We start from the raw sequence: 15864 nt of genomic DNA, 5'->3' as shown, positions 1-15864 counted from the left end.
GTCAACCGTCCTTCACCGCTCGCACCACCGAAAGTGACTCCATGAAGACCACCCACCGACTGACCGCCGTCGGGGCCACGCTGGCCCTGCTCTCCGCGGCCGTCGTCGTCCCCGCCCAGGCCTCACCGGCGGGTGACGCCGTCGTCATCAGCGAGGCCTACACGAACGGCGGGTCGGCCAACGCCGTCTACACGCACAAGTTCGTCGAGCTCCACAACCCCACGGACACCCCGGTTTCCCTGGAGGGCTGGTCCCTGCAGTACCGGTCCTCCGGCGGCAGCTCGGCCCCGACCGGCGTCGTGCGGCTCTCCGGCACGATCCCCGCCCGGGGGTACTACCTGGTCCAGGGCAGCTCGAACGGCTCCGCCGGCCAGGCCCTGCCCGCCCCGGATGCCACCACGGGCGTGTCCTTCTCCGGCACCAGCGGGACCCTGGTGCTCTCCGACCAGTCCGCGGCCCTGACGGGACTGTCCACCGGTTCGGTCCTCTCCGGCCAGGACGAGCGCTTGGTCGACCTGCTGGGCTACGGTTCCTCGAACACCTTCGAGACCGCCGCCGCGCAGTCCCCGTCCGCCAACTCGGACCCGAGGTCGATGAACCGTGCCGCCGGTGGTGTGGACACGGACGACAACTCGGCCGACTTCAGCCTCTCCGGGACCGTGACGCCGACGAACGCCTCCTCGGAACCGGGCGACCCCGGTGACCCGGCCGACCCGGCCGACCCGGCACCCGAGGATCCCGTCACCCCCACCGAGGTCATCCCCATCGCCCGGATCCAGGGCGCCGGGGAGGCCACCCCGCTGGCCGGGCAGGTCGTGACGACCCGCGGCGTGGTCACCGCGGTGTACTCCACCGGCGGCTACGCCGGCTACTACCTGCAGACCGTCGGCACCGGCGGTGACACCGGCGACGGTGACGGCGACGGCGCCTCGGACGGCATCTTCGTCTACTCGCGGGACACCGTGGACGACGTCGCCCTCGGTGACCACGTCCAGGTCACGGGCACGGCCGGCGAGTACTACGCCCTGACGCAGTTGACCGTGGCCGACGGCGGCGTGGAGGTCCTCAACGAGGACGCCGCGGTGGAACCCACGGAACTGGAGTTCCCGCTCACCGAGGCCGAGAAGGAGGCCCACGAGGGCATGCTCATCGCCCCCGCCGGCGACTGGACGATCACGGACAACTACGACGTCAACACCTACGGCTCGCTGGGCATCGTGCCCGGGGACAGCCCGCTGCTGAACCCGACGACCGTCGCCGAGCCGGGTGCCGCGGCCCAGGCCGTGATGGCCGAGAACGACGAGAAGCTCATCGTCCTCGACGACGGCGCCGGCACGAACTTCATGCGCTCCCCCGGGAACCAGAACGCGCTGCCGTACCTGGACCTGGACGACCCGGTGCGCGTGGGCTCCGGAGTCGACTTCACCACCCCGGTGATCCTGGACTTCCGCTACGGCGCCTGGAGCTTCCAGCCGCTGGCGCACCTGACGGACGAGAACGCCGACCAGGTCCAGCCCGCCCGGTTCGAGGACACCCGGACCGGCGAGGAGGCGCCCGCCGAGGTCGGCGGCACCGTCTCCGTGGCCACGTTCAACGTGCTGAACTACTTCACCACCCTGGGGAACCGGTTCGAGTCCTGCGACGCCTACGAGGACCGCGAGGGCAACCCCATCACGACCAACCGGTGTGATCCCCGCGGCGCCTACGACGAGGTCAACCTCGAACGCCAGCAGGCCAAGATCGTCGAGGCCGTCAACGGGCTGGACGCGTCGGTCGTCGGCCTCGAGGAGATCGAGAACTCCGCCGTGTTCGGACAGGACCGCGACCACTCGCTGGCCACCCTGGTCGAGGCGCTCAACGCCGATGCCGGGGCCGAGAAGTGGGCGTATGCCGAGACTCCCTCGGTGACCCCGGACCTCGCTTCCCAGGACGTCATCCGCAACGCCTTCATCTACCAGCCTGCGATCGTGGAGACGGTCGGGGAGTCGGTGATCCTCGACGACCAGGTCGCCTTCGACAACGCCCGCGAGCCGCTGGCGCAGGTGTTCCAGGCCGTGGACGGGGATGAGTCCACCCGGTTCATCACCATCACCAACCACTTCAAGTCCAAGGGTTCGGGCTCCGGGGCCGGCAACACGGACATCGGCGACGGCCAGGGGGCCTCCAACGCGGACCGCGTGGCCCAGGCCGAGGCCCTGGTCGCCTTCGCGGCGCAACTGCAGGACGACACCGGCGTGGAGAAGGTCCTGCTCGTCGGCGACTTCAACTCCTACGAGAAGGAGGACCCCATCCGGGTCATGGAGGACGCCGGGTACGTCTCGCAGGCCCCGAAGACCGGTGAGCACACCTACGCCTTCGACGGCTCTGTCGGTTCCTTGGACGGCATCCTCACCAACGCCGCGGCCGAGGCCACGGTGACCGGTGCCGATGTCTGGGACATCAACGCCGACGAGTCCGTGGCCCTGGAGTACTCGCGCTACAACTACGTCAACGAGATGCTCTACGCCGCAGACCAGTGGCGTTCCTCGGACCACGACCCGGTCCTGGTCGGACTGGACCTCGCACCGGCCGACGCGGAGGACCCGGGAGAGCCGGGCGAACCGGGTGAACCGGGCAACGGCGCGGACAACCCGAACAAGGGCCCGGGCCACAACAGCGGCAACCACGAGGGCGGCAACGCCCCGGGCCAGAACAACGGGGTGGGCCAGGAAAACGGCGGGGGCCAGGAAAACGGCGGGGGCCAGGAAAACGGCGGGGGCCAGAACAACGGGGCAGGTGCCCCGGGCCGCGGCGGGGACCACCCGCATCGGGGTCCGGGCCACCACGGTGGTCCGGGCACGGCCGGCGATCACCCCACCCGACCCTGATCTCAGGGACCGAACGCCCCGCTGAGGCCGGTCGACGCCCCGGCCGCGGGGAGGGTGCCCCCGGGACCTGCCAGGTCCCGGGGGCACCGTCGTCAGCGGACCAGGAGGTCCCAGACCGCGCGGGCTGCCGCGTCCGCGTCACCGAGCGTCCGGGCGCGGCCGTCCGGGTCCTGCCCGGCCTCGGCGGCGATCGCGGTGCCCCACTGCACGGAGGCCAGCTGCAGGCCGAGGACGAACACGCGCTCGTGCACCCGCCCCTGGGCGTCCTTGAGCCGGTAGGGCCGCCCGGTGACGTCGAAGCCGCGCCCCGGAAGCACCTCCCCCTCCTCGTCCTCCACCGCGTACGGCACGGCCGTGCCGTCCCTCAGCAGGGAGGCCACCAGGGGCGAGGAGGACTGCTGCACCCGGTTCGCCGGCATCATCGCCTCGACCATCCACCGCCCGTGGTGCACGTCCAGCGCGGCCTCGTCGGTTCCCACCTGCGGACTGGAGACGGTGAACAGGGACCGGCCGGCGTCGGCCTCGAACTGCGGGTCCGGTCCCACGAACCGGACCAGTCCGGCCCGGGCCAGGGCCAGCAGCTGCTCCACGCGCAGCAGGGGCGGACCGGAGGCCAGCCCCTCGACCAGGACTTCGAACCACCCGGACACATCCCGCCGGCGGGAGGCATCGGTGATGCGCCGCTCCGCCACCAGGCGCTTCACCTCCAGCCGCGCGGCGTGCAGGGTGCCGATCGCGACCATCAGCGGGGAGTCCTCCCCCGCCGCGGCCTCGGCGCAGACACCCGCCAGGAAGTCGACGACCTCGTCCTGATACTCGGTCCCCGAGTCGAACACCTGCCGCTCGAACGGCCGGGCGAGGGCGCGGATGTCCAGGAAGGGCATCCCCGGCTGGTAGGTGTGCAGCAGCTCCTGGGCGTGGTGCGCGGTCACGGGCTCGCCGCGGCCGGCGGCCTCGAACTGGCCGACCAGGCCCGCGAGGAACTCCCCCGCACGCTCGGCGCCGCCCAGGACCTCCGGTCGGGTCCGGGCCATGGTGAAGTAGTAGGCCCGCACCACGTCACGGTGGATCAGCGGCCACAGGTGCACCATGAAGTCGAGCGTCCCGTGCTCGTCCTGCAGCCGGTCCACCTCCTCCGGGACCAGGTACTTCAGGGACACCGCGTGCGGGACGAACGTCTCCAGTTCGGCCTTGGGCAGGTAGCAGACCCCCCGGCGGGAGGCCGGGTGCATCACCGGCTCGCGACCGGACGGCTCGTAGCGCAGGGCGCGGCCCGGTCCGTCCCCGCTGTCCACGAACCGCCCGCCCCGGCCGAGCGTCAGCTGCGCCATCGCGTCGAAGAAGTTCAGCCCCATGCCACGCACCAGCAGGTCCTCGCCCGCGGGCACGGCGTCCCAGTCCACCTCGGCCGGCAGGTTCGGCCCCCGGTAGTCCAGCCCCAGTTCCGCGGCCGACGACCGCAGCCCCTGCTGCTCCCGGTTCAGCCGGGCCGGGACATGGCCCAGGCCCAGCACCACGGCGTCCGCCTCCAGCGTCCGCCCGCCCTGCAGCCCCAACCGGACCCCGCCTTCGGGGCGCGGTTCCAGGCACTCCACCTCGGTGCGTTCCCAGGTGATGGTCCCGACGGCGCCGCTGGCCTCGAGCGCCCGGGTCACCTCCCAGTACAGGTCGGACAGGTACAGGCCGTAGACCGCGCGGGGCGGGTAGTCGGTGCGGTCGAGGTCACCGGCCCGGTCCGGGTAGGACATCCGCCACTGGTCGAAGGTCTGGCCCGCGGAGGAGGCGCGCAGTCCCGGGGTGCCGGCCGCGGCCGCCGTCGGGAAGAAGGAGGGGGTGTTCATCAGCAGCAACGGCGACTGGTCGGTGCGCCAGACCCGGCCGGGGCCCGGGGCGTGCGGATCCAGCACCACGATGTCCACCACCGGTGCGGACGGTCCCGTTCCCGCGTCCCGTGCCTCCTCGATCACCGCCAGGAGCCGCTCCAGGAACGTGGTGCCCCGAGGTCCGGCTCCGACGACGGCGATCCTGGCCGGGGGCGGAACGTCGGGAGTGGGCGGCATGGGCGGTGTCCTCTCGGGCCGGGAAGGGTGCTGTCCCCCAGCCTAGGGGGGAGGACCCGGCCGGACGCAGTCCGTGGTCTGATGGAGGGATGGCGAAGACACCACCCGTGACCGGCACCGACGACGAGTTCCTCTGGCTCGAGGACATCCACGGCGAGCGCCCCCTGGAGTGGGTGCGCCGGCAGAACGCCCGGACCGAGGCGCAGCTGGACACGGAGGGGTTCCGCCGCCTGCGCGACCAGGTGACCGAGGTCCTGGACGCCCCGGACCGCATCCCCCACGTCAGCAAGCGCGGTGGGATGTACTACAACTTCTGGCGGGACGCCGAACACCCCCGCGGGGTGTGGCGGCGCACCGACTGGGAGTCCTACCTGGCCGGGGACCCCGACTGGGAGGTGCTGCTGGACGTCGACCGGCTCGCCGAGGAGGAGGGCACCCCCTGGGTCTTCTCCGGTGCCCGGCTGCTGCGCCCGGACTGGGACCGCGCGCTGGTGCGCCTGTCCCCGGACGGGGGTGACGCCGTCGCCGTGCGTGAGTTCGACCTGACCGCCCGGGCGTTCGTTCCCACCGACGGCCGACCCGGGGACGGCGAGCGGTCCGCGGGCACGGATGCGTCCCTGCCGGGCTTCAGTCTCCCGGTGGCCAAGACCCAGGCGTCGTGGATCGACCGGGACCACCTGCTGGTCGGCACCGTGACAGACCCTGATCCCGACGCCGGCGACGCCACCCAGTCCTCCTACGCCAGCACGCTGCGGATCCTGGCCCGGGGACAGTCCCTGCAGGAGGCGCAGACCGTGTTCTCGGTGGACCGCGGGCACGTGGCGGCCTTCGGCGGCCACGACTCGACACCGGGGTGGGAACGCACCGTGGCGATCGACGCGATCGACTTCTACCGCTCCACCACGTGGCTGCGGGACCCGGAGGCCGAGGGACCGCGGCCGGGCTGGCGGCTCGTGGACGTGCCCGAGGACGCCGAGGTGGACGTGCACCGGCAGTGGCTGGTGCTGTTCCTGAAATCGGACTGGGACCGGCACCTGCCCGACGGGACCACCGTCCGCCATCCCTCCGGCTCCCTGCTCGTGTGCACGGTGGCCGGCCTCCTCGACGGGACGGAGGAGCCGCAACCGGCCTTCGTGCCCGGCCCGGAAGCCACCCTGTCCTCCTGGTCGTGGACGAGGTCCCACCTGGTGCTGACGGTGCTGCGCCACGTGGCCTCCTCCGTCCTGGTCCTCCCCCAGTCGCTCCTGGGCACCCCGGATGCCGCCGCGAGCGCCCGGCCCCTGGTCCTGCAGACCCCCAATCCCGCCGACCCCTACCTGACGCTCTCGGTCGGGGCCGTCGACGACGAGGACGAGGACTGCGGCGACGACCTGTGGATCACCGCCACCGGGGCCCTGACGCCCCCGACCCTGCTCCGGGCGACCCTGCCGGCGGTCCTTCCCGCGGCCCCGTCGGCCGGGGCGACCGGGCCGGGCGCCCCGAGCCCGGGGACCGGTGCGGCCGGCGTCGTCCCCGCGCTGGTGACCGTGCGCACCGCCCCGCACCGCTTCGACGCCACCGGGCTGTGCGTGCGGCAGTACTTCGCGGTGTCCGCGGACGGCACCCGCGTCCCGTACTTCCAGGTGGGACCCGAGGACCTGGAGGCCGACGGGACGCACCCGGTGCTGATGGACGGCTACGGCGGCTTCCTGGCGTCCAAGCTGCCGGCCTACTCCGGTGTCCACGGACTGGGCTGGCTGACCCGGGTCAACGACGCCGGACGGAGCGGGATCCACGTGATCGCCAACATCCGCGGCGGCGGTGAGTACGGGCCGGACTGGCACCGCGCGGCGCTGCGGGAGAACCGGCACCGGGCCTACGAGGACTTCGCCGCGGTCGCCCGGGACCTCGTGCACCGGGGGGTCACCGACCGCGCCCACCTGGCGGCCACGGGACGCTCGAACGGAGGGCTGCTCATGGGCGTGATGGCCACCCGGTACCCCGAACTGTTCGGCGCCCTGAGCTGCGGGGTGCCGTTGCTGGACATGCGCCGGTACACGGTGCTGTCCGCCGGGCACAGCTGGATCGCCGAGTACGGGGACCCGGACGATGCGGACCAGTGGGAGTTCATCCGGACCTTCTCTCCCTACCACCTGCTGCTGGACGAACCGGTGGCGGACGCGACGCAGGGCCGGGACGGGGCCGGAGACGGCACCGGGCACCCGGACCTGCTGGTGTGGACGGCGACCTCGGACGACCGGGTCGGTCCGGTCCAGGCGCGCAAGATGGCCGCGCGGATGCAGCGCCTCGGGGTGCCCAACGCCTGGTTCCACGAGGACCTGGAGGGCGGGCACGCCGGGGCGAGCGACAACCGCCAGGCGGCGGCCATGCACGCCAGGTCGTTGGAGTTCCTCTGGCAGTCGGTCGGTGACGGCGCCCGGGTCCCGGGGGTGCGCCAGGACGCCGGGACGGCCGATCCCGCAGGCGTCGGCGGGCCTGCCCAGTGACCTGGCCGGGGCGCGCTTTGATTCGGAGCGCCCGAGGCGGCTAACATGGCAGGGTTACCGGCCGTCGAGCCGGTGGCCGAAGGAGACGTGCCAGAGCGGCCGAATGGACTTCACTGCTAATGAAGGGCCCGGCGAAAGTTGGGCCGGGGGTTCAAATCCCCCCGTCTCCGCCCGCGATGCCGCGGGACCCGTTGTCCGGGTCCCGCGGCATCTCTCGTTCCGACCGTCCTTGCGGGTCTCCTGCAGGGGCCCAGTCACCCCTCCGCCTTCCCGCCGCCCGGTCGACGATCCGGAGCCTCCCGCGCGGGACCTCCGCATCGACCGCATCGACGTCCGCGACCTTGGCGGATCCTCTGAAGAGGCTGGTAACTCCCTGTTTGAGGTGACAAGCCCCCGGGTGGCGTGCCTAGCGTCAGGGGTAGGCACTCGGTCGGTATCCCACCTGCTTCCGCGACCCGGACAGGCGAGACCGGTCGATACCGAATCCTCGCCGGTTCATCCCGGCAGGTGCGTCTCCATCAGGCATGTGAACGCATGCCGGACACCACGAGTAAGGGGAACATGCCATGCAGGATTTCACCTCAGTCGAGAAGCTTCAGCACGCCACCGTCTACGGCACTGACGGGGACAAGATCGGGTCCGTCGGCCAGGTCTACCTGGACGACCAGACCAACCAGCCCACCTTCGTCACGGTCAAGACCGGGTTGTTCGGGATGAAGGAGACCTTCGTACCCGTCTCCCAGGCCACCCAGTCCCAGGACGGCCTCCAGGTCCCGTTCGACAAGGCCTTCGTCAAGGACGCCCCGAACATCGACGCCGACGGATCCCTGACGCCCGAGGAAGAGCGCCGGATCTACGAGTACTACTCCCTGGACTACCCGGCTGGCGGGCGGCACGGCGATGACGCCGTCGGCTCCCCGCGGGCCGCGGGGACCGGCCTCCGGCAGGACACCGACCCGGACGTCGGACGGACCGCCGCCAGCGGCACCGCGGCCGGCGGCGTGGGTGGCCTGGGTGTCCAGCGCGGTCACGCGAACGACACCGCCGCCGACCTGGACCGCGATGTGGATGCCGGCGGAGCCGACCGCCAGGGCGGCATCCACACCACCGGCACCGGCGGGGCGGACACCCACGGCGCCGGCACCGACCGCGAGTCGGTCGTCGTGCGCGATGAACAGCTCGACGTGGGCACCGAGGTCCGCGAGACCGGGCAGGTGCGGTTGCGCAAGCACACCTACACGGACACCGAGACCGTCGAGGTCCCCGTGTCCCGCGAGGAGGTCGTCGTCGAGCGCGAGCCCATCGATCCGAACTCCCCCGAGGCCCTGAGGAACACCGGCGACGAGGAGGTCGTGGTGACCACCCGCGAGGAGGTGCCGGTCGTGGACAAGACCGCCACCGCCGAGAAGGTCACCGTGGACAAGAACCGCGTGCAGGACACCGAGCGCGTCTCGGGCACCGTCCAGCACGAGGACGTCGAGGTGGACGGCGAGGGCGACGCCCGTCGTCGCTGACCCGACCCACTCATGAAGGCGCCCGGTCCCCTCGAGGGGCCGGGCGCCTTCGCGTGTGCCTCAGTCGTCCTGGCCCTGTTCGCGCTGCAGGATGTGCAGGAACTGCAGTGACTCCTCCGCGGTCAGCACGGTGTGCGCCGACAGTTCCAGCGCCGCTTCCTCGATGCGGCCGTCGCGCACCATCGCGGTGAGCTGGTCGCGGAGGAAGGGGGGCAGGTCCGCGCTGGAGACCCGCACCGTGGTCTCATCGCGGACCACTTCCAGCTCGAAGGGCCGATCTGCCGGCAGCGCGTCGGTGAGCCAGTCCTGGGGCACCACGAGGTTGGTGGTGTCCGGGGCCTCCTCGGTCGCGGAGTCCCCCGGCCCCGCCGGGCCGTCCTGCGCCGGCGACGGCTGGGGTTGTCCTGCCGGCCCGGCGTCCGCGGCCGGTCTCGGGGCCGGTCCCGGGGCCGATGCCGGGCCCGGGGCGGACCCGGGGCGGACCCACATCTGCGGATAGGTGGCCAGTGCCTGGACGTCCAGCATGGACTCGAAGGTCCCCAGGCCGGTGGACTGGCGGTAGGCCATGACGGCGTCGCTGGTCCGGCCCGCGGCGATGAGCCGGTAGATCTCCCGGTGGGACTCCTGGTCGAGCCGGCCCGAGGCCACGCGGGCACTCTCCGAACTGACCCGGCCGGCCAGGGACCGCCTGCCGCGGCGCCGCTGTCCGGCAGCGCCGGACTCTGGGGTCGGGGAGGACGCGCGGCGGGAGAGCCACCAGGCCCCACCGCCCACGATGGCGCCCACCACCACGACGATCAACGCCGGCACGAGGTATTCCATGGGACCAGTCTAGGTGGCCCCCCTCAGGGCGCGTCGACCGTCCAGACCCGGTGGCCGGGGGCCACCCTGCCGGGATTCTGCGAGGTGAACAGCACCACTCCGGGGTACTCCTCCAGCTCGCGGCGCAACAACCGCAGGCCCTCCTCGTCCAGGTCCGTGTCGATGCCGTCCAGCACGAGCAGGGGCGGGTCGTCCAGCAGCGCCCGGCCCAGTTTCAGGCGGGCGATCTGGGACCCGGTGAGCGGGTGCCCGCCGTTGGTGATCCTCGTGCGGGCGCCCTTCGGCAGGCTCGGCAGCACCTCGTCCAGCCCCACCCGGGCCAGGGCCTGCGCGGCCTGATCGTCGGTGGCCGCGGGCTTGCGGTAGGTGATCGCGCGCGAGACCGTGCCGCGCTCCAGCGGCACCCTCCCGGAGGCGTGGCCCACCAGCCTGCGGCGCTGGCGGCCCGGGGCCAGGGTGTAGTCGTAGCCGTCCACGGTCATCTCCAGGTCCGGCACCGGTTGCCCCGGAGCAGCAGGGGTGTTCTGCCCCGCGAGCAGGTTCAGCAGGAACGGGTGGACCCGGCCCGGGTCCTCGGACCGGACGTGGATGACGTCCCCCGCGTGGGCCTGGAGCATCGGCACCCGTTGGCCCTGGACCACCATGTTCCCGATCCTCAGGCCGTGGCGACCGGAGGCGGGCCGGTCCCGGGGGCGGTCCTTCCAGCGCTCCTCGCGGTCCCTCTCCGCCTTCTCCAGTGCTGCCGCCTCGGCGAGCAGCGGGGCCTGGATGCGGCGGGCGGCCTTGTAGTTCTGCCGGTACTCCACCACGCGCCCCAGGTCACCCAGCGGGGTGGTCATCACGCCCACCAGGGTCATGGACGAGGCCACCCCGGCGGCGTCGATGATCCCCAGGGCGCCCAGCACCACCACGGTCGCGGTGGCCAGTGAGGCCGCGGTGATGGCCGAGGCGCGGACCAGCCCGGTGATCCGGGCGCGGGCGACGGCGGCACCCACCACCTTGCCCGAGTCGCGGTCCAGCGCGTTCAGTTCGCGACGGACACCGCCGGCGGCCTGGATGGACTCACCGGCCCGGACCGTGTCCGCGATCCGGGCGGACATCCGGCCCCGACGGCGGCGCAGGTACCGGGCGCGGGTGAAGGTCGCCCTGGCCAGCGGGGGCACGGCGAGTCCGAACAGCACGATCGGCAGGCCGACGGCCAGGCCCACCCGCCAGTCGGCCAGGGACAGCACGGCCAGCACCACCGCCACCAGGGGCAGGGAGGTCATCAGCGGGACGATGCCCTGGGAGACCCAGTTGCGCACCGCGGTGAGGTCGTTGGAGGCCCGGGTGATGGTCACCCCGAGGGAGGGGTTGCCCGCGCCGGCCAGGGAGGTGCCGATGAGCTTGCGGCGCAGTTCGTACACGTAGTCCTGGCCGAGGTCCTCCCCGGCCACCCGCTCGGCCCAGCGTGCACCGAAGACGGAGAGCACGGCCACGCCCAGGACGGTCAATTGCGGCCAGGGGACGAGGGGCCGCGCGCCGGCGACAGCGGCCGGGTCCAGGGCCGATCCGTCCGGCGCGGTCCCGGAGTTCAGGGCGGCGTTGTACTGCGCCGGGGCGCCCAGCAGGGCATCCACGCTGAACGCCATCACCAGTGCCATCACTGCCTGGAAGATGCCGAGCAGGACCAGGATCACCAGCAGGTGGCGGCGCCGGCCCGCCCAGATCGTGGGCATCCGCTCGGACGTGCCGGTCGCCTCGGCGGTGCCCTCGTCCTCGAGGTCCGCTGCGTGACCCGCGGCGTAGGGGGTCTTTGTGGTGTCGGGGGTGTCCAGGATGTCCTCCAACGTGGGATGGGTGGTGGCCGTCCCGGGGACCGGCCGCGAGGCCGTGATGCGCTCCACCCCGCGCTCAGTGCCGCGGCAGCAGCGCGGTGGAGACGGCGGCCCCGGTGAGTGCGTAGGTGTCGATGACCGGAACGGACAGGACCGCGCGGGCCTCTGCGGTGGCCAGCGGCGAGGAGGTCAGCACGCCGGACACCGCGGCGACGTCCAGGCCCGCGGCCTGCAGCTCGCGCACGCCGCCGACCGCGCCGAGGGCGTCCCCGGCTGCGAACACGATGCGGTCCACGACGGCGTGGAACAGCGGATCCCGCAGCAACCGGGCGGTCTCGCCCTGGTACACGCCGTCGGCGATCTCCACGACGACCACGTCGGTGTCCGTCCCGGACAGGGCGTCGATGACGTTGACCGTCAGCGCACGGACCTGCTCGAAGTCCAGCCGGAAGGTGGTCGGGTACCCGAAGTCGGTGAAGTCCAGGACCCTGGCGGCGCCGCCGTCGCGGTAGATCATCGGGTCGTTGCCCGCACCGGTGCCGGTGGACTTGCCGGCCGAGACCGTCAGGCCGGCGTTCGTCAGGCCGTTCACCAGGGTGGCCATGGCCGTGGACTTCCCCGAGTTCATGGAGGTGCCCAGCACCCCGATGACCGTGGGCCGGCCCGGCAGGGTGCCGGCCAGCTCGGTGGCGGCGGCGCCGAGCGGAGGGACCGGGTTCAGGGCGTAGGGCGCGAACCGGGTGAGGTTGACGACGCCGAGGTCGTCGGCGAGCAACCCGAGCGGCTCGATCCGGGTGGGGTCGTCCACGCTGACGTGCTGCTCGGTGACCATCCCGGCGACCCCACCGGCGGCCACCAGGTGGCAGGGCTCGAGGGAGTCCGGCACGTGGGCCAGGAACTGGTCGGCCGCGTAGCGGTGGCCGTAGGCCAGCATGATGAGCGCGCCGGGGAACAGGATGGCCTTGCGGGACTCGGGGGTCTCTACGCGCTTGTGGTTGAGGATCTCGGTCACGCGCGCCACCACCACGTCACCCGCCTTCGGGGTGACGGTGGGGCCGGCGGCCAGGTGGAACCCGGCCCGGTCCGCCTCGACGGCGTGGGCCACGAAGCGGGTGGTGTAGGACGCCTGGACGCGGGCGGGCAGCTCCAGCCGCTGGTAGGTGGCGCCGGCGGTCTCGACCAGGGGAAGGGTGCTGGCGGTGTTGGTCATCTCGATCGTCATGGCTGATGCCTCTCACGTGCGGTGCGTCGGTGACCGTCCGGGGTGTTCCGTCGGCCTCGTCACCCATGGAACCAACCGGCCATGAACGGCACATGAGCGGCGGATGAGAGGGCTCTCATCTTCGGTGCCGGCCGCGTCAGGTCCTCCCTGAACTGGGACGATGCCGCATCGAGGATCATCACGGAACGGGTGCCGTGAGCCTTCTCACGCAGGGGTGTCGCGGGGCAGGAGCACCGAGGCGAGCGCGAGGGCCAGCAGCGCCAGCACCACCGTCATCAGGACCGTCCCGGGCCAGCCCAGTCCGGTCAGGAACACCCCGCCCAGCCAGCCGAACACGCTGGAACCGGAGTAGTAGCCCAGGTTGTACAGGGACGCGGACTGTGCTCGTCCGGCCGTGGCCGCGGCCCCGGCCCAGCCGGAGGCGACCGCGTGCGCGGCGAAGAACGCCCCGGTGAACAGCACTGTGGCCCCGAGCACGACCCACACGCTGGGCACCAGGGTGAGCAGCACGCCGGCGACCATCACGGCGGTGGCCGCCCGCAGCACCGCCCGGCGCCCGTGGCGCGCGGCGAGCCGGCCGGCCAGCGGTGAGGTCCAGGTCCCGGCCAGGTAGGCCAGGAAGACGAGGGAGACCAAGGTGATCGGCAGGCCGAAGGGCTCCCCGAGCAGGTGGTAGCCCAGGTAGTTGTACATGGCCACGAAACCGCCCATGAGCAACGTGCCCTGGGCGTAGATGCCCAGCAGCACCGGGGAGCGCAGATTGACCGTCAGGGCCTCTACGGCCCGCCGGAGGGTCGTGCGGTGCGGGGTGAAGCGGCGGGCGGCGGGAGCCAGGGCCAGGAACCCGGCCGCGCAGACGACGGACAGCAGGGTCACCACCAGCATCCCGAGCCGCCAGTCCACGAGCTCGCCCAGCGGGGCGGCGACGATCCGCCCGGTCAGCCCGCCCACGGTCGTGCCCGAGATGTAGGTCCCGGCGGCGGCCGCGGCGGAGAGCCGGTGGACCTCCTCGTTGAGGTACGCGATGGCCAGGGCGGGCACGCCACCGAGCGCGAGCCCTTCGAGGAAGCGCAACGCGAGCACGGCCTCGAAGGCCGGGACGGCGGTGGCGACCAGGGAGAAGGCGCAGGCCGCCAGGACCGCGCAGCCCATGGTGCGCTTGCGGCCGAACCGGTCCCCGGCATAGGACCAGGGGATCACGCTGACCGCCAGCCCCAGGGTGGCCAGGGACACCATCAGGGCGGCGTCCTGGGCGGAGACGGCCAGGTCGGAGCTGATCAGCGGCAGCATGGCCTGCGGTGAGTAGAGCTGGGCGAAGGTCGCGACGCCGGCCAGGAACAGTCCCAGCAACAGCCGCCGGTAGCCTCCGGCGCCCGGCACGTGGCCGGACCACGCAGCACTGCCTGAACCGTTCACGATGGCGACTCTAGACCCTCGGTGCAGGCCCCTCCGTCCGGTGTCGCGGCACAGCACACCGGCACGGGCACGGCACGGGCCCGCGGATCCGGACCGGGGACTGGCCTAGGATGGCATGTCGTGATGACTTCAGTTGACCTCAGCCAGTCCTTCAAGGCCTACGACGTCCGCGGCATCGTCGGCGAGACGATCACCGTCGCCTCGGTGCGCGCGGTGGGTGCCGCGTTCGTGGACGTGCTGGGACTGGCCGGGGACCGGGTCCTGGTGGGTGGGGACATGCGTCCCTCCTCCCCGGAGTTCGCCCGTGCCTTCGCCGCGGGGGCGACGGCACGCGGCGCCGACGTGGTCATGCTGGGGCTGGTCTCCACGGACATGCTCTACTACGCCTGCGGCGTGGAGCAGGCGGCGGGCGTGGTGTTCACCGCCTCCCACAACCCCGCCGAGTACAACGGCATGAAGATGGCCAAGCCCGGGGCCGTCCCGGTGTCCTCGGACACGGGCCTGTTCCAGATCCGCGACGTCGCCCAGGGGTACCTGGACGCCGGTGACGTGCCCGCCGGTGAACGCACCGGGTCGGTCACGGAACAGGACATGCTCTCGGGCTACGCCTCCTACCTGCGGTCCCTGGTGGACCTGTCCGACATCCGCCCGCTGAAGGTGGTCGTGGACGCCGGCAATGGCATGGCCGGCAAGACGACGCCCGCCGTGCTCGGAAATGCCGTCCTGGAGGCGCTGCCGCTGGAGATCGTGCCGCTGTACTTCGAGCTGGACGGTACGTTCCCGAACCACCCGGCCAACCCGCTGGAGCCGGAGAACCTCCGGGACCTGCAGCGGGCCGTCACGGAACACAGCGCGGACCTGGGCCTGGCCTTCGACGGCGACGCGGACCGCTGCTTCGTGATCGACGAGCAGGGCGCCCCGGTCTCCCCGTCCGCCGTGACCGGCCTCGTGGCCCGCCGGGAGATTGTCCGGGCCAGGGCCGGTGACACCGTGAACGGCACCGTGCACGCCCCCGAGGCCGAACCGGTCATCATCCACAACCTGATCACCTCCCACGCCGTGCCGGAACTGGTGGCCGCCGAGGGTGGCCGCGCCGTGCGGACCCGCGTGGGGCACTCCTTCATCAAGGCGGTCATGGCCGAGGAGAGCGCCGTGTTCGGCGGCGAGCACTCCGCGCACTACTACTTCCGGGACTTCTTCAACGCCGACACCGGGATGCTGGCCGCCATGCACGTCCTGGCGGCACTCGGGGCCCAGGAGGGACCGCTGTCGGAGCTGGCCGCCGAGTACGACCCGTACTCCGCCTCCGGTGAGCTCAACTCCGAGGTCGAGGACAAGGCCGGAGCGGTGGCGCGCGTGCTCGAGGTCTTCGCCCCCACGCTGGCCGGGGACACCGCCTCCTCCGGTCAGGACACCGTGGCGGACGACGCCCACCTGCAGGGATCAGGCTTGGCCGGCACGCGGGTGCGCGTGGACCGGATGGACGGCACGACGGTCGCGGCCGTGGACGGCGCCTGGTGGTTCAACCTCCGCCCGTCCAACACGGAGCCGTTCCTGCGCTACAACGGGGAGGCCCGGGACACCCCGACCATGGAACGCGTCCGCGACGCCGTGCTGGCCCTGGTCCGACAGGCTTCCTGAGCCCGGTTCCCGAGCGCCG

The 15864-nt window shown here is 72.5% G+C and carries 9 protein-coding genes and 1 tRNA gene; 5 read left to right on the top strand and 5 right to left on the bottom strand.

The window, feature by feature from the left end:
• The first annotated feature begins 41 nt into the window (after positions 1 to 41).
• A complete protein-coding gene (locus CITRI_RS0105755; protein WP_010143717.1) occupies positions 42 to 2867 on the top strand; it encodes an ExeM/NucH family extracellular endonuclease in 2826 nt (941 codons plus the stop codon).
• Between the two features lie 92 nt (positions 2868 to 2959).
• On the opposite strand, the gene CITRI_RS0105750 is transcribed toward CITRI_RS0105755, so the two are convergent.
• Positions 2960 to 4927, bottom strand: a complete 1968-nt coding sequence (locus CITRI_RS0105750; RefSeq protein ID WP_010143716.1) for an FAD/NAD(P)-binding domain-containing protein — start codon at positions 4925 to 4927, stop codon at positions 2960 to 2962.
• 89 nt (positions 4928 to 5016) lie between these two features.
• Between CITRI_RS0105750 and CITRI_RS0105745 the strand changes: the two genes are divergently transcribed.
• The 3 genes from CITRI_RS0105745 to CITRI_RS0105735 all read left to right on the top strand — a co-directional run bounded on the left by CITRI_RS0105745 (position 5017) and on the right by CITRI_RS0105735 (position 8927).
• Positions 5017 to 7413, top strand: a complete 2397-nt coding sequence (locus CITRI_RS0105745; RefSeq protein WP_040385773.1) for a prolyl oligopeptidase family protein — start codon at positions 5017 to 5019, stop codon at positions 7411 to 7413.
• An 81-nt stretch (positions 7414 to 7494) separates the two neighbouring features.
• Positions 7495 to 7583: transfer RNA gene (locus tag CITRI_RS0105740), tRNA-Ser, on the top strand.
• A 396-nt stretch (positions 7584 to 7979) separates the two neighbouring features.
• Entirely contained in the window at positions 7980 to 8927 is a 948-nt protein-coding gene (locus tag CITRI_RS0105735; protein WP_010143713.1) for a DUF2382 domain-containing protein, read from the top strand.
• A 60-nt stretch (positions 8928 to 8987) separates the two neighbouring features.
• Here CITRI_RS0105735 and CITRI_RS18360 read toward each other — a convergent pair whose 3' ends face one another.
• The 4 genes from CITRI_RS18360 to CITRI_RS0105715 form a co-directional block, all read right to left on the bottom strand.
• Complete coding sequence (locus tag CITRI_RS18360) at positions 8988 to 9749, bottom strand: hypothetical protein (RefSeq protein ID WP_141565971.1); 762 nt, start codon at positions 9747 to 9749, stop codon at positions 8988 to 8990.
• A 23-nt stretch (positions 9750 to 9772) separates the two neighbouring features.
• The gene (locus tag CITRI_RS16485) at positions 9773 to 11635 is read right to left on the bottom strand and encodes an ABC transporter ATP-binding protein (protein ID WP_010143711.1); all 1863 of its coding nucleotides are present in this window, start codon (positions 11633 to 11635) and stop codon (positions 9773 to 9775) included.
• 7 nt (positions 11636 to 11642) lie between these two features.
• Positions 11643 to 12788, bottom strand: a complete 1146-nt coding sequence (locus CITRI_RS0105720) for a hypothetical protein (RefSeq protein ID WP_010143710.1) — start codon at positions 12786 to 12788, stop codon at positions 11643 to 11645.
• Between the two features lie 204 nt (positions 12789 to 12992).
• The gene (locus CITRI_RS0105715) at positions 12993 to 14204 is read right to left on the bottom strand and encodes an MFS transporter (protein WP_141565970.1); all 1212 of its coding nucleotides are present in this window, start codon (positions 14202 to 14204) and stop codon (positions 12993 to 12995) included.
• 123 nt (positions 14205 to 14327) lie between these two features.
• Here CITRI_RS0105715 and manB point away from each other — a divergent pair, with 123 nt between their 5' ends.
• Entirely contained in the window at positions 14328 to 15845 is a 1518-nt protein-coding gene (gene manB, locus CITRI_RS0105710; RefSeq protein ID WP_010143708.1) for a hypothetical protein, read from the top strand.
• Positions 15846 to 15864 lie beyond the last annotated feature (19 nt).

This window comes from Citricoccus sp. CH26A (assembly GCF_000224415.1).
Taxonomy (GTDB): Bacteria; Actinomycetota; Actinomycetes; order Actinomycetales; family Micrococcaceae; genus Citricoccus.
Note: the sequence above shows the minus strand (reverse complement) of the source record. Positions and strands in the feature narration are given on the sequence as shown.

Coding starts and splice junctions, on each gene's coding strand:
- CITRI_RS18360 (WP_141565971.1), bottom strand. CDS start 9,749: ATGGAATACCTCGTGCCGGCGTTGATCGTCGTGGTGGTGGGCGCCATC.
- CITRI_RS0105745 (WP_040385773.1), top strand. CDS start 5,017: ATGGCGAAGACACCACCCGTGACCGGCACCGACGACGAGTTCCTCTGG.
- CITRI_RS0105755 (WP_010143717.1), top strand. CDS start 42: ATGAAGACCACCCACCGACTGACCGCCGTCGGGGCCACGCTGGCCCTG.
- manB (WP_010143708.1), top strand. CDS start 14,328: ATGACTTCAGTTGACCTCAGCCAGTCCTTCAAGGCCTACGACGTCCGC.
- CITRI_RS0105735 (WP_010143713.1), top strand. CDS start 7,980: ATGCAGGATTTCACCTCAGTCGAGAAGCTTCAGCACGCCACCGTCTAC.
- CITRI_RS0105720 (WP_010143710.1), bottom strand. CDS start 12,788: ATGACGATCGAGATGACCAACACCGCCAGCACCCTTCCCCTGGTCGAG.
- CITRI_RS0105750 (WP_010143716.1), bottom strand. CDS start 4,927: ATGCCGCCCACTCCCGACGTTCCGCCCCCGGCCAGGATCGCCGTCGTC.